Origin of the sequence: Acinetobacter sp. YH12254, assembly GCF_013417415.1 — a bacterium.
GTDB classification, from domain to species: domain Bacteria; phylum Pseudomonadota; class Gammaproteobacteria; order Pseudomonadales; family Moraxellaceae; genus Acinetobacter; species Acinetobacter pseudolwoffii.
Window position 1 is genome coordinate 1 of sequence record NZ_VPEB01000018.1, and the last position, 22,163, is coordinate 22,163.

The following is a 22,163-nucleotide window of genomic DNA, read 5'->3' on the forward strand; positions in this document are numbered from 1 at the left end:
AACTTTCTTTCTAAAACCCAACTCAATCAGTCTTAACTAAGTCACTGTTTTATCAGAAGTTTTAATCTTCATCACCGCCGATGGATGTGCATTCTACAGGATCCCCAACCCAATACAACCCCTATTTCTAAATAATTCAGCAAAAACCCAACGACTGTTTATTTATTCTACAAAAAGTGCAGGTTTTCCTATTTCCTGAGTAAAAAATATACATTCCAAGGAGGTTTATAGTGTTTATTTACTTATAAAAGATATTTCTGGTGGATTTCAGATTTATATTGTAATTCATCTTTTCTTTAGTAAGAAAAATATAGATATCAAGACTGATAAATTATTTATATTTCCCTTTTATATAAATGCTGAGGAACGCATACACTTCACCAAAATAAAATAGTATGAAAATGAGAATGCCTCAATATTCCCCCATCCTTAAACGCATCATAATCCTTCTTCAGCAAAAGACATAAAATAAAAAACCCATCTCACCTGCATAGCTATATTGAGTGAAAAATAAATTGATATAGAGATACAAGTGATTACATAAACAATTATTAAAAAGGCGACTATAAATAATATTGTGTATTTTTTATATTTATTAAATTTTAGGCATAAAAAAACCGCTTAACGCGGTATCTTTTATCTCGACCATCTTTAAGGAGATGGTCGGAGCAGTAGGATTCGAACCTACGACCCCCTGGTCCCAAACCAGGTGCACTACCAGGCTGTGCTATGCTCCGATTTCAACTTTAAAAGTTGGGGTGAATGACGGGATTCGAACCCGCGACAACTGGAATCACAATCCAGGGCTCTACCAACTGAGCTACATCCACCATCATTTTGATTCTTAACATCAAGCGACCAAATGGCGCGCCTGACAGGATTCGAACCTGTGACCATCCGCTTAGAAGGCGGATGCTCTATCCAACTGAGCTACAAGCGCGTTACTGATGCAAACATCATTTGCCTTGAAGAATTGGTCGGAGCAGTAGGATTCGAACCTACGACCCCCTGGTCCCAAACCAGGTGCACTACCAGGCTGTGCTATGCTCCGATTCATCTCAGCTTTCGTATCGAACATCGTTCGGTACGGTGTGCATTCTAGGCGTGACGCCCGGAGACGTCAACACCTATCTTAAAAAAAAACCTAAAAAACGCGCCAAGCGTTTATTTATCAAGCGCTTCAGACATTTTTTATACAAATTTTAACGTTTTAGTCCGGCACTAAAATTCAACATGCGATCTAGAGGCAGTTTTGCGCGTTCAGCCAGTACAGGATCGACATGTACTTCCTGATCCTTATGCTGTAATACATGCAAAATACCATCCAGCTCATTCATTGCCATCCACGGACAATGCGCACAAGAACGACAGGTTGCCCCTTCCCCCGCAGTTGGTGCCTCAATCAGGATTTTATCGGGAACTGCTTGCTGCATTTTATAGAAGATACCACGATCCGTAGCCACAACTAAACGCTGATGTGGCAAAGTCTGTGCGGCTTTAATCAGTTGCGAGGTACTGCCTACTGCATCGGCAATCTCGACTACAGACATGGGGGATTCCGGATGTACCAACACCGCAGCATCGGGATAGAGTGCTTTCATATTGACAATACCGCGTGAACGGAATTCTTCATGCACGATACAGGCACCATCCCAGAGCAACATTTCTGCACCGGTTTTGCTTTGGATATATCGGCCCAAGTGCTGATCCGGCGCCCAGATAATTTTTTCACCGAGACTATCCAGATGTTCAATAATTTCCACTGCACAGCTAGAAGTCACTACCCAATCGGCACGCGCTTTCACCGCTGCGGAAGTATTGGCATACACCACCACGGTATGATCGGGGTGCGCATCGCAAAAAGCTGTAAATTCATCAACCGGACAACCAAGATCCAGTGAACAGGTTGCTTCCAGGGTTGGCATCAGCACGGTTTTATCTGGAGATAAAATTTTTGAGGTTTCACCCATAAATTTCACTCCTGCCACCACCAACGTAGAGGCTGGATGATCGCGACCAAAACGTGCCATTTCCAGAGAATCCGAAACACAACCACCGGTCAACTCAGCCAGTTCTTGCACTTCAGGATCGCAATAATAATGCGCCACCAAAACGGCATCCTGTTTTTCCAGCTCAGCCTTGATTTGTGCAAATTTGTCTAATTTTTCCTGCTGGCTCATTTGATGTTCTTGAGGAACGCCTAAACGATCTAAATGCGCCTGCACAATCGACTTTGCTTCATTGGCTATTAATTTGGTCGCACTATTCATAACAACTCTTACTCTACCCTAATTATCCGTTATGACACGGACATTTACCCTACACCCTAATCACAATTGGCAAAATGCCATTTTTGACCAGTCATTAAAAATCATAAGATATAAAAAAAGCCCCACAACGGAGGCTTTAGAAACGATCTGAATTATGAACGATAATCTGCATTAATCTTGACGTAATCATAAGACAGGTCACAGGTATAGACCGTGTCTTTCGCTGTACCACGTCCAAGATCAACACGAATCGTCATTTCAGCTTGGGCCATCACACCTGCACCAGCTGCTTCAGTATAGTCTGCCGCCGCACCACCATCTTTACAGATTTGTACATCATCTAACCAAACCTGAATTTTTGCAACGTCTAAATTCGGCACACCAGCATAACCAATCGCTGCCAGAATACGCCCCCAGTTTGGATCAGAAGCAAAAATCGCAGTTTTAACCAATGGCGAATGTGCAATGCTATAAGCCACATCACAGCATTCCTGAATATTAGCACCACCTTCTACCGCAACTGTAATAAATTTGGTGGCACCTTCACCATCACGCACAATCAGTTGCGCCAAGCGTTTCATGGTACGCATTAACACATCAAGCACGACTGCATAACGTGGATCTTCAGTCGAAGTAATTTCAGCCCCCCCGCCTTGACCTGTGGCAATCAAGATGCAGGAATCATTGGTTGAAGTATCACCATCGATGGTAATGCGGTTAAACGACACATTTACTGTTTCTGTTAATAACTGCTGAACCAGTTCACGGCTGATTGGAGCATCGGTTGCCACATAACCCAGCATAGTCGCCATATTTGGACGAATCATGCCGGCACCCTTGGAAATACCGGTCATGGTATAGGTGGCACCATCCAGCTCGAACTGCTCTGAAGCGCCTTTCGGTGTAGTATCTGTGGTCATGATTCCCGTTGCAGCATCGACCCAGGCATCATCACGCAATGAGTCTAGCGCAGGTTGTAAACCGCTGAGCAAACGCTCCATTGGCAATTGCTCGCCAATGACACCCGTAGAGAATGGTAAGACTTCAGCAGCCTGTACCCCTGCCAGTTCAGCCAGCTTGGCACAGGTGGCTTCTGCATTTGCCATGCCTGTAGGGCCGGTTCCTGCATTGGCATTACCGGTATTGATCACCAGGTAACGCGGATTCCCTACCTGTAAATGCGCTTTAGATACATGCACAGGGGCTGCACAGAAGGCATTTTGAGTAAATACCCCTGCAACATTGGAGCCTGCAGCCAGTTCAAATATCACCAGGTCACGTCGGTTCTGATAGCGCACATAGGCTTCAGCCGAACCAATTTTAACCCCTTTTACCACATGCATCTGTGGCATAGATACGTCACCAACTGCCATTTTAAAGTCCAATATTGAAGTTTCGGAAAAATACAGCTTAGTTGATCTGCAACAAAAAATCGAGCCAAAGCCTGAGTCAGCTTGAGATTTATGATGGATTTTCACAATAAAAAACCAGTCATCAAGACTGGTTTCTGCATTTTAAAAAATCGGAGATTTTAATTTTTCGCAAGTTGCCCTGCTTCATTTAATAAAGCCTGCTTCGCTTGCTGCTGACTCGCGGCAGAAAGTGCCGGATTAGATGCCACAATACGATCTGCATTGGCCGCATTGGCCGGTGCAATCGCAGCGGTCTGCAACACAATCGGGCGATTCTGATTGGCAAAGGTATAACGAATCCCGGTACGCGGGCTGACCACGGTCACTTGTTCATCTGTACGTTGTACTTGAGCTGTAGTAGAACCCACTGCTTGCTGAACTTTATCAAGTGTCGTGGTGGCTGCAGTTTCTGCAAAACTTAAAGCAGGCATGGCCAAAGCGGCAATCATGAGCGTTTTTAATACTTTTTTCATTCAGGTTATTCCACTTTTCGGTGTTGAATGAGCCATTAAATACCATTTAATCCGCAGGACTGCAAATAGTATTCAGTTTCTGAAAAATCTTTATACATAAAAAATCAGAGCCATGTGGCTCTGATTTTCAATATCGCTTAGATTCTGCCATGACACTGTTTATATTTCAGGCCTGAACCACATGGACAAGGTGCATTACGGCTTGCCGGCGCTTCAAAGACTGGCGCTACCGGATTTGCCTCAGCATTTTGTTCAGTCGTATTTTCATGTTCATCTGCCAGTAAACCGTCGAACTCATCATGAGATAACTGCAAACGCATTGCCTCAGCCTGTGCCAGCTGCTGCGCTTCCATTTCAGCCAGCTCTTCAGGTGTTGGAACATGAATACGCGATAAATCTGTAACGACATCCGATTTGATGACACCCAGCATATTCACAAACAGGTTATAGGCTTCTTTTTTATATTCCTGCTCTGGATTTTTCTGTGCATAGCCACGTAAATGGATGCCCTGACGCAAGTAATCCATCGCTGCCAGATGTTCTTTCCAGTGACGATCCAGAGAATTCAGCATAAAGTGACGTTCAAGCGATGCTGCAGATTCCGCACCCATTTGTTCACGACGTGAACGGTAACGATTCAGTACTTCATCGCTAATACGCACCACCAATGCCTCTTCATCGAGACGACGGTCCTGTTCCAGCCATTGTGCGATAGGAAGATCCAGTGACATGTCTTCACGCAAGGCCAATTCCAGACCTTCAATATCCCACTGGTCATGAATCGACTCAGGCGGAATATAATTGGCAATTACACCCTGCATCACTTCACGGATCATTTCTTCAATATAATCTTGCAGCGAATTTTCTGCCAGAATGTCATCACGCTGACTATAAATAATCTTACGCTGTTCGTTATTCACGTCATCGTATTTCAGCAAGTTCTTACGAATATCGAAGTTACGTGCTTCGACTTTACGCTGTGCATTCTCAATCGAGCGAGACACCATTTTGTGTTCAATCGCTTCATCTTCCTGCAAGCCCATGGCACGCATCATACCCACCACACGGTCACCGGCGAAAATACGCATCAAGTCATCTTCAAGCGACAGGTAGAAACGCGATACACCCGGATCCCCCTGACGGCCTGCACGACCACGCAACTGGTTATCGATACGGCGTGATTCATGACGTTCAGAACCGATAATATGCAAGCCACCCGAATCCAGAACAGATTGATGATTAACATCCCATTCCGCTTTCAGACGCGCTTCGTCATCGCTTGTCGGATTTTCAATTTTGGCCAGCAATGCTTTCCAGTTACCACCCAGCAGAATATCGGTACCACGCCCCGCCATGTTGGTGGCAATGGTTACGGCACGCGGCGCACCAGCTTGCGCAATAATATCCGCTTCACGTTCGTGCTGTTTGGCATTCAGTACTTCGTGGGTAATGCCCGCAGCTTTCAGCTTATCGGATAGAATCTCAGATGCTTCGATGGTTGCCGTACCAATCAAGATTGGCGCAACACCGGCTTCATGCACACGCTGAATTTCTTGAATAATCGCGTTATATTTGCCTTCACGATTTAAATAGATTAAATCGTTCTGGTCATCACGGATCATTGGACGATGGGTCGGAATCAGCACCACATCCAGACCATAAATTTCTTTCATTTCCGCGGCTTCAGTATCAGCGGTACCGGTCATACCCGATAATTTTTTATACAGACGGAAATAGTTCTGGAAGGTTGTGGTTGCCAGGGTCTGGTTCTCTGGTTGAATTTCCAGACCTTCTTTGGCTTCTACCGCCTGATGCAAACCTTCAGACCAGCGACGGCCCGGCATGGTACGACCGGTATTTTCATCGACGATAATCACTTCACCATCATTGATGATGTATTGCACGTTACGTTGATATAAATAATGGGCACGAATTGCCGCAGTCACATGATGCAACAGATTCAGGTTCGACGCTGAATACAAGCTCTCGCCTTCTGCCAACAAGCCCATTTCAATCAGTTCACTTTCAATGGTTTCAAAACCCACTTCAGTAATTTCAACTGAACGCTGTTTTTCATCAATCCAGAAGTGACCGCCATCCGGCACTTTCTCTTCTTTCTGTGCCTGTAATTTTGGTGGAATATTATTAATGGCTGCATAAAGCTGTGAAGAATCTTCACTTTGACCGGAAATAATCAGCGGAGTACGTGCTTCATCAATCAGGATCGAATCGACCTCATCAATAATCGCATAGGTTAAACCACGCTGCTTTTTCTCAGCCAGCGAGAACACCATGTTGTCACGCAGGTAATCAAAGCCAAATTCGTTATTGGTACCGTAGGTAATATCGGCACGATAAGCTTCCGCTTTTTCCATCGGATTTTGCATGGAATAAATAATCCCGATGCTTAAACCCAAAAATTCAAATAATGGACGGTTGAGCTCGGCATCACGTTGTGCCAGGTAATCGTTCACGGTAATGACATGCACACCCTGACCGCTGATGGCATTCAGGTAACAGGCCAAGGTACCCATCAGGGTTTTACCCTCACCGGTACGCATCTCTGCAATTTTACCTTCGTGCAAGGTAATACCACCGATCAGCTGCACGTCATAATGACGCATGCCCATGACCCGCTTGGCGGCTTCACGACAGACTGCAAATGCTTCAGGCAATAATTTATCGAGGTTTTCACCCTTATTATATCGTTGTTTGAATTCTTCAGTTTTTGCAGATAAGTCTGCATCGCTAAGGGTAGATATCGTCGGCTCGAGCACATTAATCTTGTCTACGATTTTACGCATGCGTTTGAGTTCGCGCTCATTTTTGGTACCGAAGATTCCTCCGATCAGACTTGCCAACATGAATAGACTCTCTAAATCTTGCTTGTCAAATGAATATGTTCTTAGTCGTTATTATGGTGCTAGAAATTTGAACTACAAGGGTTTTGCTATAAAACCGCTGAAAAAAATCTGATCCTGAGTTCTAGCCCCGAGATCTAAGGCAAAGTAATGTAGCAAACTTTAGCTGTGCAATATAGTCAATTAGACGACTGATTTGTTTGATTCTAGATAGATAAAACAAATCACTTATGCTATTTATTCATAAAGAAAGCTAAAAACACTATTTTTAATCATAAAAAAATTAGTTCATATTAAATCTCATCTCTACATTAAAAGACCAATTGAGGCAAAAAGATGAGTTTACGTCTAGGCGACACCGCACCGAATTTTGAACAGAAATCCAGTGAAGGCCTGATTAATTTTTATGATTTTCTGGGCGATAGCTGGGGCATTTTATTTTCACATCCGGCGGACTATACGCCGGTATGTACTACTGAACTTGGTTATACCGCAAAGTTGAAAGATGAATTTGAAAAACGTGGTGTCAAAGCCATTGCCTTATCGGTTGATGATGTTGAATCGCATCATGGCTGGATTAAAGACATCAATGAAACGCAAAATACCACGGTCAATTTTCCGATCATTGCCGATCAGAATCGTAAAGTGTCTGAACTATATGACTTTATTCACCCGAATGCCAGTGAAACGCTCACAGTTCGCTCTTTGGTGGTCATCGATCCAAACAAAAAAGTCCATTTGATTATTACCTATCCGGCATCGACGGGTCGTAATTTCCATGAAATCTTGCGTGTGGTGGATTCATTGCAACTCACCGACAGCCATAAAGTCGCAACACCTGCCAATTGGCAGCATGGCGATGATGTGGTGATTGTGCCTTCCCTAAAAGATGAGACTGAAATTGCACAACGTTTTCCTAAAGGGTATACCGCGATCACGCCTTACCTGCGCTTAACGCCACATCCTGAGTGAGGATCAGCAAGACACTGCTTCGCCCTGAGGAATATATTCCGCAAGAAGACGAGAAGCTATGCTTCGAGCAACAAATTAAAACGATTCCTTTTTAATTTTGCGCAACACAAGTGAAGTGCGCAGTAATAGATAAGCAGAGCACTGCTCTGTTCATAAAGAATATGTATAAGTACATCCACTCTTAACGTTGATGTATCTATATAAAAAGCAGCAAGATTAAAACTGAATTTCTAACCCGAATGACGTGCCGGTTTCGAAGTTCATCACCAGCCTATCTTTAGATAGGCTTTTTTAATCCTGAGAGCTTTGTCACCTTTTTAATTTTTGCTCCCCAATAAAAATGGATTCAGGCATAACCTGAATCCATTTTAAACCAAAGTACAGTAATACGCCGTCTTAGTTACGCTTATCTAAAGGCACCCAGTCAATCACCCAGGCAGATTTCATATTCAGACTGTCATCTGCAGCGATTTTTTTACGCGAAGCATCAGCAGTTTCCCGATCCTTTGATGGACCGACCATGATACGAATCCCTTTAGAGGTTGGACTCTTGGTCACTTTATAACCCTTGGCACGCAGTTTTGCCGCAACCGCATCTGCATTGGCTTCATTGGCTGCCAGTGCGACCTGCACCATCCACTGCTTGTCACTTTCACCTTCCAGCAATTTACGTGCCTGCTCAGCTTCTGCTTTCTTTTTGGCGTCTTCTGCTGCCTTTTTCTTGGCTTCTTCAGCCTTACGTTTGTCTTCGGCTTTACGTTCAGCTTCTTTCTTCTCGGCTGCCTTACGCTCTTCCTCAGCCTTACGTTTTGCCTCAGCCGTCTTACGTTCTGCTTCGGCTTTTTGCTGTTGCTCCAATTTACGTTTTTCTTCAGCCGCTTTGCTTTCAGCGGCTTTACGCTCCGCTTCTTTCTTGGCCGCTTCAGTTGAACTGTTGGCTTTTTGCTGCTCAAGCTTCTGCAGGGCTAGCTTTTTGTCTTGTGCAGCCTTTTCTTCAGCCAAGCGTTTCTGTTTGGCCTGTTCGTCTTCGACCAGTTCTGGTGGAATATTATCCGAGCTTTGCTGTCCCATACGATGCGCATTAAGTGCAGCATATTCTTCAGCCGCTTTACGCGCCGCATCTGCTTCTGCCTGCTGCTGCATCGCTAAAAATTCAGCCGCACGAGCCTCCTGCTCTGCCACAGATTTTTCCCGATCACGGCGTTGCTGTTCAAGTAAACGCTTTTCTGTTTCCACATCGACCGTCAAGGAACCCAGCGAATGATTCACTGCATCCTTAGTTTCCACTTCCGCAACCTGTGCCGGTTTCTGCTGACGATCCTGCTTGATTTCATCTTGACCTTTCAGGAGTAATGCTGCCAATAAAACACCACCACCGAGTAAAACAACACCGCCCATCCAGCGCTGTTTGTTATTCATTGACATTCTTCCAAATACTCCCATACCGCTTCTAAGGTATGAAATGATCCACATACCAAAATCAGCTGATTATTATCTGTTTGATCCAGTGCTGATTTAAAAGCTAATTTCACATTGTCAAATTGTTCTACCGCCTCACCGCCTAGAGCTTCAGCCAAAACTGTGAGCTCTGCCGCACGTGGGACGGATAATGGTGCAATTTTCCACAATTGAACCGTGTCTTTCAATAACTTGGTGACAGAATTTATATCTTTATCTGCCAACATTGAAAACACACAAACGATATTTTTATAGTTTTGATTGTAATTTAAATAGTTTCGCAACTGTTTCAGCAGAAACTCGACCCCATGCGGATTATGTCCGGCATCAAAAATCACGGTTTTATTCTGGATTTGACAGACTTCAAAACGTCCCGGCAACTTTGCAGTCTGAATCCCTTGTGCAATCGCCTGCTGACTGACCGTTAAACCGCTCAGCAAAATTGCAGCCACAGCGGTGGAAATATTATCCAGCGCCAACGATCCTGTAGGAAGTTTTAAGGTCGTACCCGAAGAGGCAAAGGCCCAAGACTGGCCATCTGCACATACTTCATAGAAATAATCACGATTCACCGCATATAAGGGCGCGTTGCATTGCTGAGTTTTAGCTAAAATGGCTTGTGGAATCTGTTGCTGTCCACCAAACACCACCGGAATATTCGGCCGGATAATTCCGGCTTTTTCAAAGGCAATTTTCTCGATGCTATCACCGAGCCAATCGGTATGATCCAGACCAATATTGGTAATCACTGCTACATCCGGATTAACCACATTAACCACATCCAGACGACCGCCCAGACCGACTTCCAGCACCCAGACATCACATAACTGATCTTTAAAAATCACAAAAGCGGCCAAAGTGGTCGCTTCAAAGAAAGACAGGCTCAAATCACATTCGCGACGAGCCTGATCCACCTGAACAAAAGCATCCACCAACAACTGATCTTCAACTTCAATGCCGCGCAGTTTTACCCGCTCATTGAAACGGTACACGTGTGGAGATTGATACAGTCCGACCTTGAAGCCTTGTGCATTCAAAATCGCAGCCAGTGTGGTGGTGGTTGAACCCTTACCATTGGTTCCAGCCACCGTCAGCACTTTGGCCGCCGGACGTGTCACACCGAGCTTTTCAGCCACCGGAATAACCCGTTCCAGACCTAAATCAATACCCGTAACGTGAACATGGCTCCAATAATCGAGCCATGTACTTAAAGAATCTGTTGCTAGCGGTGCTGTGTTCAATGCAGGTTCATCAATTTCGTAACAATACGGTAAACTGTATCACGTAATGCGTGACGGTGAACAATCTGATCGATTACCCCATGATCAAGCAAATATTCCGCGCGCTGGAACGGTTCTTCCAGTTTTTCACGGACAGTTTGTTCGATCACTCGTTTACCGGCAAAGCCAATCATCGCCTTCGGTTCAGCCAGATGTACATCACCCAGCATCGCCAATGATGCAGTGACACCACCGTATACCGGATGCGTCAATACCACCACATAAGGCAGGCCTGCTTCTTTTAAACGCTGGATAGCAGCCGAAGTACGTGCCATTTGCATCAAGGACAACATGCCTTCCTGCATACGTGCACCGCCTGAAGCAGCAAAGCAGATCAAGGGCTGACGGGCTTCAATCGCACGCTCTGCCGCCTGAACAAAACGGTCACCGACCACTGTCCCCATAGAGCCGCCCATGAAATCGAATTCAAATGCACAGGCAATCATTGGGACATCTTTTAGCAGGCCTTGAATCACGACCAACGCTTCGGTTTCGCCGGTTTTCTTTTGCGCTTCTGCCATACGCTCTGGATAAGCTTTGCTATCGACAAACTTTAACGGATCTTTAGCCTTAAACTCCTGACCCAGTTCAGTCTGTACCTGGTCAAAGAACCAGTTCAGGCGATCACGGGCTTTCATGCGTAAATGCTCATCACACTGCGGACAAACATAGGCATTGAATGACATCGCGGTACGGGTCACCAAAGCATGACATTCAGGACACTCGACCGTAGGCTCGGTAAATGTCGCTTTGTAGATCGTTTGCTCATCGGGTACATGAATGCCTGGAACAATGCGTTCCGTCCATGGGGTCGATGGGCTCAGAATTTTGCCTGATTTCACGGGTTGACTCATACTATAACTCATCGAGCGCTGCTCGAAGCTCCTTGACTTTATTCACCGTCGCAACAACGGCTTGTTCTGGTGCAAGCGTTGCAAACTGCTTTACAAACGCACTTCCCACAATAACTGCATCGGCAGCAACACCCATCGCTTTCGCAGATGCAGCATCGCTGATACCGAAACCTACGCCTACAGGAACATCAGTCACAGCTTTAATCTTTTGAATGCGGGCAGCGGCTTCAGAGACATCTAAAGTTGCTGCACCGGTCACGCCTTTCAAGGATACATAGTAAATAAAGCCAGTGGCCTGTTTCGCTACGTGTTGAATACGTGCATCGGTTGAAGTGGGTGCCAGCAGGAAAATCTGATCCATGTCATATTTTTCCAGTACTTCACCCAGACTTTGTGCTTCCTCTGGCGGTAAGTCCACCAGCAGCACGCCATCTACTCCACATTCGTAAGCATAAGCCACAAACTTTTCATAGCCAATCACTTCGACCGGATTCAGATAACCCATCAGCACCACAGGTGTTTCGCGATCTTTCAAGCGAAATTCTTTCACCATGTGCAGTGCGTCCAAAGTATTGGTTCCGCCTGCCAGCGCACGTTCAGCCGCTAAAGCAATTACGGGACCATCTGCCATCGGGTCGGAGAAAGGAAGACCCAGCTCAATCACATCGACACCCGCCTCTACCATTGCATGGAGCAAAGGTACAGTGACCTCTGGATGCGGATCACCAGCCATCACATAAGAAACTAAAGCTTTACGCTGTTGAGATTTAAGTTGTTCAAATCGTGTGGCTAAACGTGACATAGGGCTGAGCTTTCCTTAACGTGTTTCAAACTTGAGGCATTGACTATGTAAAAATACAAGACGTCGCATTGTAACGCTATTTTTTGTCCAATGAACAGTCTGCGATACCGACCTCGAGTATTTCATTTCCTGTACGAAGATTTCAAAACAATTCGGAAGGGTCTATTTACGATTATTTTGATTTTTTTCACAATGATCAAAGATGCCTAATTTTGCTATTAGCCAAAATCCTGAATATTTAGATAAACTTATTTTTATCATGCAAAAATTAATAAAAATGCAGATGTTAGCGCATTCATTTAAAGTTTTCTGAAATTGCAAAACCTGCTTTATACTAGTCCTATTCTCTTACTTTTTTATCTCCTATGCAGACTGATTCTGAGGCTACAGTGCAGGCACGCGCCATTGCACTGCTGCCGCTTATTGTATTTTTAACCCTGTTTTTGGGTAGCGGGATCTATCATTCCCTGATTGGAACCGAATTCGCGTTCTATCAGGTGAAAGCGCCTGTTGCTGCCCTGCCTGCGATTATTTTGGCTGCATTGGTGTATCGCGGCAAACTCAATCAGGGCATTGAAGCCTTTCTAAAAGGGGCCAGTCATCCGAACTTAATTTTGATGTTTATGGTGTTTATGCTGGCCGGTGCCTTTGCCAGTGTCAGCAGTGCGATTGGCAGTGTGGATGCCACGGTACAACTGGGCCTGTCGATTATTCCGCCTGAATTTATCTTGCCGATGCTGTTTATCATCTCGGCATTTATTGCCACGGCGATGGGCACCTCCATGGGCACCATTGCAGCTTGTGCCCCGATTGCCTTTGGTTTTACCCAGGTCACCGATATTAATGTGATCTACGCCATTGGTGCAGTCGTAGGCGGTGCCATGTTCGGTGACAACCTTTCCATGATTTCAGATACCACCATTGCAGCCACCACCAGCCAGCGGGTGCAATTACGTGACAAGTTTAAAGTCAATGTCTGGATTGCTGTACCGGCCTCTATCAGCACCATTGTGATTTATATTTTAAGTACAGGCAGCTCCAGCCCCGTAGAATATAAAGATTTTAACTGGTTACTGGTCTTACCTTATATTGCGGTCTTTGTTTTGGCTTTTAGTCGCCTGCATGTCCTCGCAGTACTGACCATTGGTGTTTTGCTTTCGGGTCTGTTCGGTCTGTTTGCGACGCCTGAATTTAACCTGCTCAAGCTGAATACTTCGATTTATGACGGCTTTGTCGGCATGTTTGAAGTGGCATTACTGTCCATGTTTCTGGGGGGTCTGTCAGCGATCATGCAACGTGAAGGTGGTTTACGCTGGCTAATCGAGCGCATTTATAGCCTGACCCGTCTGTTTAAAGTTGGGCAGCAAAGGGCCGGCGAAATCGGGATCAGCTTTCTGGTGGTATTTTCAAATATCTTTGTGGCCAATAATACCGTCGCAATTATTCTGTCGGGTGATATGGCACGTGAAGTCGCCAAAGAATACGGCGTGGATCCCAAGCGTTCTGCAGCACTGATGGATATTTTCTCCTGCGTGGTACAAGGTCTGATTCCTTATGGTGCACAGTTGCTCCTCGCCTGCTCGATTGCAAAAATCTCACCGGTTGAACTGATTGGCGGCTTGTACTATTGCTGGATTCTGGCCATCTTCGCAATTGCTGCGATTGCGTTGAGATTCCCCAACCTTAAAGCAACCGCTTAATCTCTGTATCATCCTCACATCAAAAAGCGATCTGATTGGGTCGCTTTTTTATTGCTGTGCATGCTTTAACTGTTTCTTGCGCTGGAACAAAGTCTGTCCGGTGGCTGCTTTATAGGCGCGGGCCAAGGCCGACTGGTCGGAATAATCCAGCGCTTCAGCAATCTCGCTCAGACTAAGCCCCTGCTGTAACAAAATCTCACAGCGTTTGATGCGCTGCTGTTGCAGCAGTTTTTTAAATGAAGTTTGATATATGCTGAATAAGCGTTGCAAGCTTCGGGTCGACATCCACAACTGCTGGGCAAGCTGCTCAATTTTGATCGCCTGTTGCCTGGTTCGCAACTGTTCGGCAATGATTTGCTGTGCTTGCTGCAAGGTATTTTCAACAGGTACTTTTGCTGCAATCGCCTGTTCCGCCTGAAGAGTCAGCAACTGCAATAATATGGGGTCAGCATGCTCAGACCGATGTGCCAGTCCTTGTAGATCCAGTTCTATGCCATAGTAGGCTTGGGAAAATCTCACCTCGCTGGCGAAAAACTTTTGATAATGCATTTGTCCCCTATCGGGCGCATGGGCAAAACGTACACAGTGCAGTAACAGTTGATGATCCTGTAAAATGACACGTCCCAACTGCACCATCGCGGCCATGGTCAGTTCATTTAGCAGATTATATTTTTCGTCCAGATAGGCCCAGTATAATTCAATACTGTGTTCATGCTGCTTCAACTGCAAAGGTACAAACTCACCGCCATCAACCACCAGTCGTTGAAAACGCATGCTATAGCCGATCATTTCCGAAACACTACTGCTCCGCGAAGCCATATAACCGAGCACACCAAAATGTTCTGGGCGAATGACCTGTACAATCTCGAAAATCAGCTGCGGACAGTTTAAATACAGCCGGGTTGTTAAAAGAAGCTGATTCAATAATTCCAGCGACACTTGCGTGGCAAAAGGCTGATCAATCAGGGTCACAAGCGCTTCATGTACATCTTGCAGAAAGTCAGCTTCCAAAGGCTCAATTTGCAGACCACGCAGATAGGTCGCCCAGAGTTGAATATAACCATTGGATATTTTTATGTCTTGCATGCGCGCTTCTCGCTACCTGCTTTAGTCTGAGCAGTTTTTATTTTCATTTGGCATAAAATGTATAAAAATTGGCAAGCGCTGTCAAAACAATTACAGGATTCCCCGACATACTGTTCGCATCGTCATAAAAAAGAATCTACAAGATGAACGCCATATTAAAATCCGCCCTACAGCCTGTGGTTCGCACCCAACTTGATTTTAAACTGGATGAAATTCCACGTTACTGGTTCGGCGGCGACCCCTTCATGACGCGCATGTTCGATGCCCTGAGCCTGACCTTTCCAGACGGCGAGCGTTATTTTATTCAGAGTGTCCGCCTGTTCCGCGATCAGATCCAGGACCCGGAGCTGCAACAACGTGTCGCGGATTTTATCCGCCAGGAAGCCCAGCACGGCATCGCGCATGACAAAATGAATCAGTTGATGCGCGAGCAAGGCATGCCTGTAGACCAATTTATTGAACGTTTAAATAAAATTTTCAATTATGATCTGAAGCACCGCTCACCCCAGTTTAATATTGCCATTACCGCTGCGGCAGAGCATTTAACGGCGCTTATGGCAGAAACTTTTTATGGACAAAAACAGACCCTGAAAGATGCCCATCCTTTTGTACGGGCATTATTGGCCTGGCATGCCATTGAGGAAATGGAACACCGCGATGTAGCTTTTGATGTGATGAAAAATGTGGCTAAAACCCCAGAATTTACCCGTCGAGCCACCTTAGTCAGCACGACCATTTTAATGTTTAGTTTTACCGTCTACCGTGCCAATGTCATGCTGAAACATGATGGCTTTAGTCTCTTGCAACGCTTGCAGATGAATCTCAAGAGCTTACCCTGGTTTTTTGGCCCAAAAGGCACATTGACCCGAATGGGCAAACAGTATCGAGACTGGTTTAAAAAAGACTTTCATCCGAGTCAGCACCCAGTGATTGCCCAATACGATGTCTGGATCAACACCCTAAATGAAACCGGCGATCCGATTCAAGCCGGTGAAGCCTTCTGGCAGGCCGCGAAAGACTAAACGTGAGCATCGCTTAAATCAAAAAACCTTCATTAACTTGAAGGCTTTTTGATTTAAGATGATTTACCATTTGGCATAATGCTGCTCAAGCAAGGCATATTCATTCAGTAAAATAATTTCCTGATCATCCTGCTGAATGGTGCCACAGACTTTGGCCTGCCACTGGCTAAACTGGCTGCCGACCAGACGCAAATTCAGATTTTCATAACGTCGCCAGCCTGTGCTTACAGTCAGATTTAGCTTTTCATCTAGCGATTGAATCGTCCATTGAGTTTCGGATGCCTGCTGAAAGAGCACATCAGCCAATGGATAAATTTTTCCGTTGATCCATAAACAGTTTTCATTACCAAAGCTTTCGTTAACACCGGATGCTAAATTAATTCCAATCCGCTGATTGGTCGCATCCCAAAAGTTACACGACAACCAAAACCAGGCAGTTTCTGGACGTAAAAAGCCACAGGTGTCATCCAGCAAGGCAAAAGTTCGTTCGTTAAATTGAATCTTTTGTTTTTGTTTATTTAAAAAATAGCCTTCGCAACCTAAGGTCGTGAGCTTTTGCGTATAAGTCCAACCATTAATACCAGTTGGGCTACACATACTTAAAGGATCGGTTCCTGCACAAAAGATTCGTGCACTGAGCTGAATTTCGCCGTATTTACTGACATTGATATAGCGCACACCGTTGGCATGCTGAATATCGACCTGAAAAGGCGATTTATGAAAATAACTGTGATTGAATAATGGTTGTTCATCCAGCACAGTATGGCGAGACAGGAAATTAATCGCATTCCATTCCAGAACGTCATTGGTCATATGATTGTAGACATAGACAAAACTGTGCCCTGCCCATGCAATATCGGCAATCGCCAGCCCAATGGTATAATGTTCGTGCTGAATACTACAAAATTTGAATTTCTTATATTTTAGATGCTTACGCCAGCCTGACAGCACCTGACCATAAGGGTTCTTGTATTGATATGCCTGATAGTCAATACTTTTTGGAAGTTCCTTGAAACGTCCATAGTGCGGTTGTCCATTTGCCTGAATTAAATCCATTTAAGATGTTCCATCTCAGTCAAAAGCTGTTTTTCCTTTCCGGTATTATGCAGATTATTGAACTTTGATAAAGATTTTTTTTAAGTCACTCGTCGAATCCTGACCCTCAGCCACGCTATAGCCCTATGCTTCAGTTTTAAATCGTGAGATAGGTATTTTCCCAGCGATTCGCACTAAAATGTCCCTCCACCAGCTGTACATATCGGCCATACACCTGATCAATCGCAATGCAATCATCGACATCCAGCACCCGGTCAGTATGCTGTTTTTGCCAGTGCTTGGCGAAATAAGCTTTACCGCGCTGTTTTGCCACCATGGCATTCTGTGCCACCACCAGCACATAACGGTGCAGCTCACCAAATTCACGTGCATCATACCCCCCTAAATTAATCAGCCAAAGCTTTTCGGCAGCCTGATTCGGGGCAGCATCGCTAAATTGAACGTGATAATTTTTGCCCTCGAACTCCAGTCCATTAATTTGCGCCCAGGCATCAATATGCAGCCCTTTTTGCTCGGCAAACCAGGCATTTTTCAGTTGAGGATAGGTTTCTTCCAGAGTTTCGCCTACTGCCAGTACCACATCATGAACTTCTGTATTGGCACGGGCATGACGGCCACCAAGCATCACAATAAATAAACTGGGCATTCGATTTCCTTATTTCGCTGCAATTTTAAGAATGATTTGATCAATGCTTAGAAGTATATCGCAAAGTAATTCCATGATATTGAGATGATGATTCGTCAAGACAAATTTCCTCAATTGACCCGAAGAAATTGTCCCGAAATAGTATCTGATTACTCAACATTCATTTGTATTTCGAGATCATCATGATCCCGCCCAATGCTCAAAAACTCATCTTCAGTGAATACAATCTGGTAGCATAAAATTTCTTTCCAGCACCATAATGATTTCTAATCGCAGAAAATTATTTTTTTGTACAAAATACAAACACAGCTAAACCATACAAATCTGTACAAATTTTCGCCCAAATTTCAATCTAAAAGCATATTTCGTTGACTGAAATGCGCTGAAAGACGATACTCTCAATGTTTTTATTTAAGCAAATCGGTTCAATGAGGCTGGACCAAAAGTTCGGCCCTCAGAAACTCAATCCAACGCAAGGGGCTATATATGGCTGGTGGAAAGTCAACTATCATTTACACACTGACCGACGAGGCGCCATTACTGGCGACTTATTCTCTGCTGCCGATCATTGAGACCTTTACTAAGCCAGCTGGCGTTGAGATCGTCAAAAGTGACATCTCTGTAGCTGTGCGCGTGCTCTCTGAATTTACAGATTACCTAAGCGAAGAGCAAAAGGTGCCTGACACTCTAGCTGAGCTAGGTCGTCTTACACAAGATCCAGACACGAACATTATCAAACTCCCAAATATCAGTGCTTCTGTTGGCCAGCTAACAGCGTGTATCAAGGAACTCCAGTCTAAAGGCTATGCCCTTCCTGACTATCCTGAAAACCCGGCCACTGAAGAAGAAAAAGCAATCAAGGCACGTTATAGCAAATGTCTTGGTTCAGCAGTAAACCCGGTACTACGTGAAGGTAACTCAGACCGTCGTGCACCTGCTGCCGTTAAAAACTATGTGAAAAAACACCCACACTCTATGAGCGAGTGGAAACAGTGGTCTCAAACTCACGTTTCACACATGGACGAAGGCGACTTCTACCATGGCGAAAAGTCGATGACTTTAGACCGTGCACGTAATGTGAAAATGGAATTGATCACCAAGTCTGGTAAAACCATCGTTCTTAAGCCAAAAGTTGCGCTTCAAGATGGCGAAATCATCGATTCAATGTTCATGAGCAAAAAAGCGCTTTGCGATTTCTATGAAAAAGAATTAGATGATTGTAAAGAAGCCGGCATCTTGTTCTCACTTCACGTGAAAGCAACCATGATGAAAGTTTCACACCCGATCGTATTCGGTCACTGTGTGAGAATTTACTACAAAGACGCATTTGAAAAACACGGCAAGTTATTTGATGAGCTTGGCGTGAACGTAAACAACGGTATGGCTGGTCTTTATGAAAAGATCGAAACTCTACCAACCTCTGTACGTGAAGAAATCATTGCAGATCTACATGCTTGCCAAGAACATCGTCCAGCACTTGCGATGGTTGATTCTGCCAAAGGCATCACGAACTTCCATTCACCAAACGACGTGATTGTAGATGCTTCTATGCCTGCAATGATCCGTGGTGGCGGTAAAATGTGGGGCGCTGATGGCAAACCTTATGACTGTAAAGCCGTCATGCCTGAATCAACATTCGCACGTATTTACCAGGAAATGATCAACTTCTGTAAGTGGAATGGCAATTTTGATCCACGTACAATGGGTACAGTACCGAACGTTGGTTTGATGGCACAAAAAGCGGAAGAATACGGTTCACACGACAAAACTTTCGAGATCTCTGAAGCGGGTATTGCTAACATCGTTGATCTTGAAACTGGCGAAGTGTTGATGTCACAAAACGTGGAAGAAGGCGATATCTGGCGTATGTGTCAGGTGAAAGACGCACCGATCCGCGACTGGGTGAAACTTGCAGTAACGCGTGCACGTAACTCCGGCATGCCGGCAATCTTCTGGCTTGACCCGTACCGTCCACACGAAAATGAACTGATCAAGAAAGTTGAAAAATACCTGAAAGATCACGACACTGCCGGTCTTGATATCCAGATCATGTCACAAGTACGTGCAATGCGTTATACGCTTGAACGTGTTGCGCGCGGTCTAGATACCATTTCTGTAACAGGTAACATCCTGCGTGACTACCTGACTGACTTGTTCCCGATCATGGAATTGGGTACATCTGCGAAAATGTTGTCAATCGTGCCGTTAATGGCGGGTGGCGGCATGTATGAAACAGGTGCAGGCGGTTCTGCGCCTAAACACGTACAGCAGTTAGTTGAAGAAAACCACTTACGCTGGGATTCACTCGGTGAATTCATGGCGCTTGCAGTTTCTCTAGAAGAAATGGGTATTAAAGAAGGCAATGACAACATCAAGTTACTTGCTAAAACTTTAGACCGTGCAACTGGCAAATTGCTAGATAACGACAAGTCACCTTCTCGTCGTACTGGCGAACTCGACAACCGTGGTAGCCATTTCTACCTGGCGAAGTTCTGGGCTGAAGAACTTGCTGCTCAAGACGAAAATGCTGAATTGAAAGCGAAATTTGCACCACTTGCAAAAACTTTAGCTGAAAATGAAGAAAAAATCGTTACTGAGCTTGCTGAAGTTCAAGGCAAATCAGTAGACATCGGTGGTTACTACGCTGTTGATCAAGAGAAAGTAAATGCAGTGATGCGTCCAAGTGCTACTTTGAATGCAGCACTTGCTACGATCTAAGCTTTTGCAGAACTGACTCAGTCAGTGATGTAGAAAAACCGGCGTCTAGGCGCCGGTTTTTTATGTCTGATTGATGTATCAAAGTTATTCAATTAATCTATTTTTCGCTATAGATATAAATCATCATCTTACTGACAAAACCACTCAAATTCAGTCAAAAACCATTTTAAGAAATGATGAAAATAAATACTTTTAAATATACAGACAATAAAAAACCCCAAGACTGAATGTGCTTGGGGTTTTCTAGAATTTTGGTCCCGAGGGTCGGACTCGAACCGACACGTCATCTCTGACAGCGGATTTTGAGTCCGCCGCGTCTACCAATTTCACCACCTCGGGAGTGGATGAAAGGTATAATACGCGATTTCTCGGCACTGTCAACGCAGAATATTTACATTTGTTTATTTTTAAAACAAATGGCATTTTTTCGTTTTAAAATCGAGCAATTCCCGCTATAAAAAAGAAAAAAGTTTATACTAGCCGCAGTTTTTTTAGCGTAAATCATCATGCAACTTTCTGATTTTAATTTTGATCTCCCCGATGAGCTGATTGCTCGCTATCCTCTGGAAACACGCAGTGCCTCTCGCCTGCTGCACCTCGACGCACACGGTCAATATCACGACCATCAATTTACCGACATTCTGGACTTGCTTGAAGACGGCGACTTACTGGTATTGAACGACACCAAAGTCATGAAAGCACGTCTAAAAGGCAAACGTGCCTCAGGCGGTGCCATAGAAGTACTGGTTGAACGCATGATGGATCAGTTCATTGCACATTGTCATATCAAGGCCAGCAACTCACCGAAAGCCGGTGCAGAACTGTTTATTGGCCCAGATGCAGTAAAAGTGACCGTGCAAGGTCGTCATGAAAACCTGTTTATTGTGGAATTTTCACAGCCGATTTTAGATGTCTTAGACAAATATGGCGCCCTCCCTATTCCGCCCTATTTCAACCGTGAAGCAGAAGAAATTGATACCGAACGTTATCAAACTGTGTTTAATGATCCAACCAAGCTGGCCAGTGTCGCAGCACCTACGGCTTCTCTGCATTTCGATGAAGACTTATTGAAAAAGTTAGCAGCCAAAGGGATTCAGACCACCTTTGTCACACTACATGTGGGCGCAGGTACATTCTTACCAGTCCGCACTACCGATATTGAAAATCACATCATGCACAGCGAATGGTGCCAGGTGTCCGATGAGTCGATGGAACTCATCAAAACAACTAAAGCGCGTGGCAATAAAGTCATTGCCGTTGGTACAACGGCTACCCGTGCCACAGAAAGTGCGGCGCAGGCCAATGGCAGTGAGCTGAAAGGCTGGACCGGTGATACCCAGATTTTCATTTATCCGGGTTATCAGTTTAAAGTGATCGATCGTTTGATTACCAACTTCCATTTACCAGAATCGACCCTGTTAATGCTGGTGTCTGCCCTGTCCAATCGTGACAACATTCTGAATGCCTACAAGCATGCAGTAGACAGCCAATATCGTTTCTTCAGTTATGGCGATGCCATGCTGATTGATCAGGCACAATAGCGAGAATAGCTG

The 22,163-nt window shown here is 44.8% G+C and carries 16 protein-coding genes and 5 tRNA genes; 5 read left to right on the forward strand and 16 right to left on the reverse strand.

Features of this window, described 5'->3' with window-relative positions; genetic code table 11:
- Positions 1-660: 660 nt before the first annotated feature.
- The 8 genes from FTV29_RS12650 to secA form a co-directional block, all read right to left on the reverse strand.
- Positions 661-737, reverse strand: a tRNA-Pro gene (locus FTV29_RS12650).
- 17 nt (positions 738-754) lie between these two features.
- Positions 755-830, reverse strand: a tRNA-His gene (locus FTV29_RS12655).
- 33 nt (positions 831-863) lie between these two features.
- A tRNA-Arg gene (locus tag FTV29_RS12660) sits at positions 864-940 on the reverse strand.
- A 34-nt stretch (positions 941-974) separates the two neighbouring features.
- A tRNA-Pro gene (locus FTV29_RS12665) sits at positions 975-1,051 on the reverse strand.
- 151 nt (positions 1,052-1,202) lie between these two features.
- Positions 1,203-2,270 carry a quinolinate synthase NadA gene (gene nadA, locus FTV29_RS12670; protein ID WP_159138818.1) on the reverse strand — a complete coding sequence of 356 codons (1,068 nt, stop codon included), beginning with the start codon at positions 2,268-2,270 and terminating at the stop codon, positions 1,203-1,205.
- 152 nt (positions 2,271-2,422) lie between these two features.
- Positions 2,423-3,643 (reverse strand): bifunctional glutamate N-acetyltransferase/amino-acid acetyltransferase ArgJ, encoded by a 1,221-nt coding sequence (gene argJ / locus FTV29_RS12675; RefSeq protein ID WP_074383508.1) that lies wholly within the window; start codon positions 3,641-3,643, stop codon positions 2,423-2,425.
- A 158-nt stretch (positions 3,644-3,801) separates the two neighbouring features.
- Positions 3,802-4,155 carry a hypothetical protein gene (locus FTV29_RS12680; protein WP_180075577.1) on the reverse strand — a complete coding sequence of 118 codons (354 nt, stop codon included), beginning with the start codon at positions 4,153-4,155 and terminating at the stop codon, positions 3,802-3,804.
- A 137-nt stretch (positions 4,156-4,292) separates the two neighbouring features.
- The gene (secA, locus tag FTV29_RS12685) at positions 4,293-7,019 is read right to left on the reverse strand and encodes a preprotein translocase subunit SecA (RefSeq protein WP_005098055.1); all 2,727 of its coding nucleotides are present in this window, start codon (positions 7,017-7,019) and stop codon (positions 4,293-4,295) included.
- A 333-nt stretch (positions 7,020-7,352) separates the two neighbouring features.
- Here secA and FTV29_RS12690 point away from each other — a divergent pair, with 333 nt between their 5' ends.
- Complete coding sequence (locus tag FTV29_RS12690; protein WP_180075578.1) at positions 7,353-7,988, forward strand: peroxiredoxin; 636 nt, start codon at positions 7,353-7,355, stop codon at positions 7,986-7,988.
- Between the two features lie 396 nt (positions 7,989-8,384).
- Here FTV29_RS12690 and FTV29_RS12695 read toward each other — a convergent pair whose 3' ends face one another.
- Genes FTV29_RS12695 through trpA form a run of 4 tightly spaced genes read right to left on the reverse strand, consistent with a single transcriptional unit; the run spans position 8,385 to position 12,382 of the window.
- On the reverse strand, positions 8,385-9,407 hold the full coding sequence (locus FTV29_RS12695) for an SPOR domain-containing protein (RefSeq protein ID WP_180075579.1): 1,023 nt from the start codon (positions 9,405-9,407) through the stop codon (positions 8,385-8,387).
- Positions 9,404-10,687, reverse strand: a complete 1,284-nt coding sequence (gene folC, locus FTV29_RS12700) for a bifunctional tetrahydrofolate synthase/dihydrofolate synthase (RefSeq protein ID WP_159138816.1) — start codon at positions 10,685-10,687, stop codon at positions 9,404-9,406. Before folC ends, FTV29_RS12695 begins: the two co-directional genes overlap by 4 nt.
- Entirely contained in the window at positions 10,684-11,580 is an 897-nt protein-coding gene (gene accD, locus FTV29_RS12705) for an acetyl-CoA carboxylase, carboxyltransferase subunit beta (protein WP_034608357.1), read from the reverse strand. The genes folC and accD overlap by 4 nt, the downstream gene beginning before the upstream one ends.
- Before the next feature lies 1 nt (position 11,581).
- Positions 11,582-12,382: a tryptophan synthase subunit alpha gene (trpA, locus tag FTV29_RS12710; RefSeq protein WP_159138815.1), complete on the reverse strand. Its 801-nt coding sequence runs from the start codon at positions 12,380-12,382 to the stop codon at positions 11,582-11,584.
- A 365-nt stretch (positions 12,383-12,747) separates the two neighbouring features.
- Between trpA and FTV29_RS12715 the strand changes: the two genes are divergently transcribed.
- A complete protein-coding gene (locus tag FTV29_RS12715; RefSeq protein WP_005098063.1) occupies positions 12,748-14,082 on the forward strand; it encodes a Na+/H+ antiporter NhaC family protein in 1,335 nt (444 codons plus the stop codon).
- Between the two features lie 48 nt (positions 14,083-14,130).
- On the opposite strand, the gene FTV29_RS12720 is transcribed toward FTV29_RS12715, so the two are convergent.
- On the reverse strand, positions 14,131-15,168 hold the full coding sequence (locus FTV29_RS12720) for an AraC family transcriptional regulator (RefSeq protein WP_180075580.1): 1,038 nt from the start codon (positions 15,166-15,168) through the stop codon (positions 14,131-14,133).
- Between the two features lie 143 nt (positions 15,169-15,311).
- Between FTV29_RS12720 and FTV29_RS12725 the strand changes: the two genes are divergently transcribed.
- Positions 15,312-16,190 carry a metal-dependent hydrolase gene (locus FTV29_RS12725; protein WP_180075581.1) on the forward strand — a complete coding sequence of 293 codons (879 nt, stop codon included), beginning with the start codon at positions 15,312-15,314 and terminating at the stop codon, positions 16,188-16,190.
- 63 nt (positions 16,191-16,253) lie between these two features.
- On the opposite strand, the gene FTV29_RS12730 is transcribed toward FTV29_RS12725, so the two are convergent.
- Both FTV29_RS12730 and FTV29_RS12735 read right to left on the reverse strand, forming a co-directional pair.
- Positions 16,254-17,246, reverse strand: coding sequence for a DUF2804 domain-containing protein (locus FTV29_RS12730; protein ID WP_074383514.1), 993 nt, complete (start codon positions 17,244-17,246; stop codon positions 16,254-16,256).
- 136 nt (positions 17,247-17,382) lie between these two features.
- Positions 17,383-17,892 (reverse strand): DUF1543 domain-containing protein, encoded by a 510-nt coding sequence (locus FTV29_RS12735; RefSeq protein ID WP_005098068.1) that lies wholly within the window; start codon positions 17,890-17,892, stop codon positions 17,383-17,385.
- Positions 17,893-18,378: 486 nt separating this feature from the next.
- On the opposite strand from FTV29_RS12735, the gene FTV29_RS12740 reads away from it, so the two are divergent.
- Positions 18,379-20,610: an NADP-dependent isocitrate dehydrogenase gene (locus tag FTV29_RS12740; RefSeq protein WP_159138812.1), complete on the forward strand. Its 2,232-nt coding sequence runs from the start codon at positions 18,379-18,381 to the stop codon at positions 20,608-20,610.
- Positions 20,611-20,862: 252 nt separating this feature from the next.
- Here FTV29_RS12740 and FTV29_RS12745 read toward each other — a convergent pair.
- A tRNA-Leu gene (locus FTV29_RS12745) sits at positions 20,863-20,949 on the reverse strand.
- Positions 20,950-21,116: 167 nt separating this feature from the next.
- Here FTV29_RS12745 and queA point away from each other — a divergent pair.
- Positions 21,117-22,151, forward strand: coding sequence for a tRNA preQ1(34) S-adenosylmethionine ribosyltransferase-isomerase QueA (queA, locus tag FTV29_RS12750; RefSeq protein ID WP_180075582.1), 1,035 nt, complete (start codon positions 21,117-21,119; stop codon positions 22,149-22,151).
- Positions 22,152-22,163 lie beyond the last annotated feature (12 nt).

Excerpts from the sequence above, each read along its gene's own strand:
- nadA (WP_159138818.1), bottom strand. The coding sequence starts at position 2,270 with ATGAATAGTGCGACCAAATTAATAGCCAATGAAGCAAAGTCGATTGTG.
- argJ (WP_074383508.1), bottom strand. The coding sequence starts at position 3,643 with ATGGCAGTTGGTGACGTATCTATGCCACAGATGCATGTGGTAAAAGGG.
- FTV29_RS12680 (WP_180075577.1), bottom strand. The coding sequence starts at position 4,155 with ATGAAAAAAGTATTAAAAACGCTCATGATTGCCGCTTTGGCCATGCCT.
- secA (WP_005098055.1), bottom strand. The coding sequence starts at position 7,019 with ATGTTGGCAAGTCTGATCGGAGGAATCTTCGGTACCAAAAATGAGCGC.
- FTV29_RS12690 (WP_180075578.1), top strand. The coding sequence starts at position 7,353 with ATGAGTTTACGTCTAGGCGACACCGCACCGAATTTTGAACAGAAATCC.
- FTV29_RS12695 (WP_180075579.1), bottom strand. The coding sequence starts at position 9,407 with ATGAATAACAAACAGCGCTGGATGGGCGGTGTTGTTTTACTCGGTGGT.
- accD (WP_034608357.1), bottom strand. The coding sequence starts at position 11,580 with ATGAGTCAACCCGTGAAATCAGGCAAAATTCTGAGCCCATCGACCCCA.
- trpA (WP_159138815.1), bottom strand. The coding sequence starts at position 12,382 with ATGTCACGTTTAGCCACACGATTTGAACAACTTAAATCTCAACAGCGT.
- FTV29_RS12715 (WP_005098063.1), top strand. The coding sequence starts at position 12,748 with ATGCAGACTGATTCTGAGGCTACAGTGCAGGCACGCGCCATTGCACTG.
- FTV29_RS12720 (WP_180075580.1), bottom strand. The coding sequence starts at position 15,168 with ATGCAAGACATAAAAATATCCAATGGTTATATTCAACTCTGGGCGACC.
- FTV29_RS12725 (WP_180075581.1), top strand. The coding sequence starts at position 15,312 with ATGAACGCCATATTAAAATCCGCCCTACAGCCTGTGGTTCGCACCCAA.
- FTV29_RS12730 (WP_074383514.1), bottom strand. The coding sequence starts at position 17,246 with ATGGATTTAATTCAGGCAAATGGACAACCGCACTATGGACGTTTCAAG.
- FTV29_RS12735 (WP_005098068.1), bottom strand. The coding sequence starts at position 17,892 with ATGCCCAGTTTATTTATTGTGATGCTTGGTGGCCGTCATGCCCGTGCC.
- FTV29_RS12740 (WP_159138812.1), top strand. The coding sequence starts at position 18,379 with ATGGCTGGTGGAAAGTCAACTATCATTTACACACTGACCGACGAGGCG.
- queA (WP_180075582.1), top strand. The coding sequence starts at position 21,117 with ATGCAACTTTCTGATTTTAATTTTGATCTCCCCGATGAGCTGATTGCT.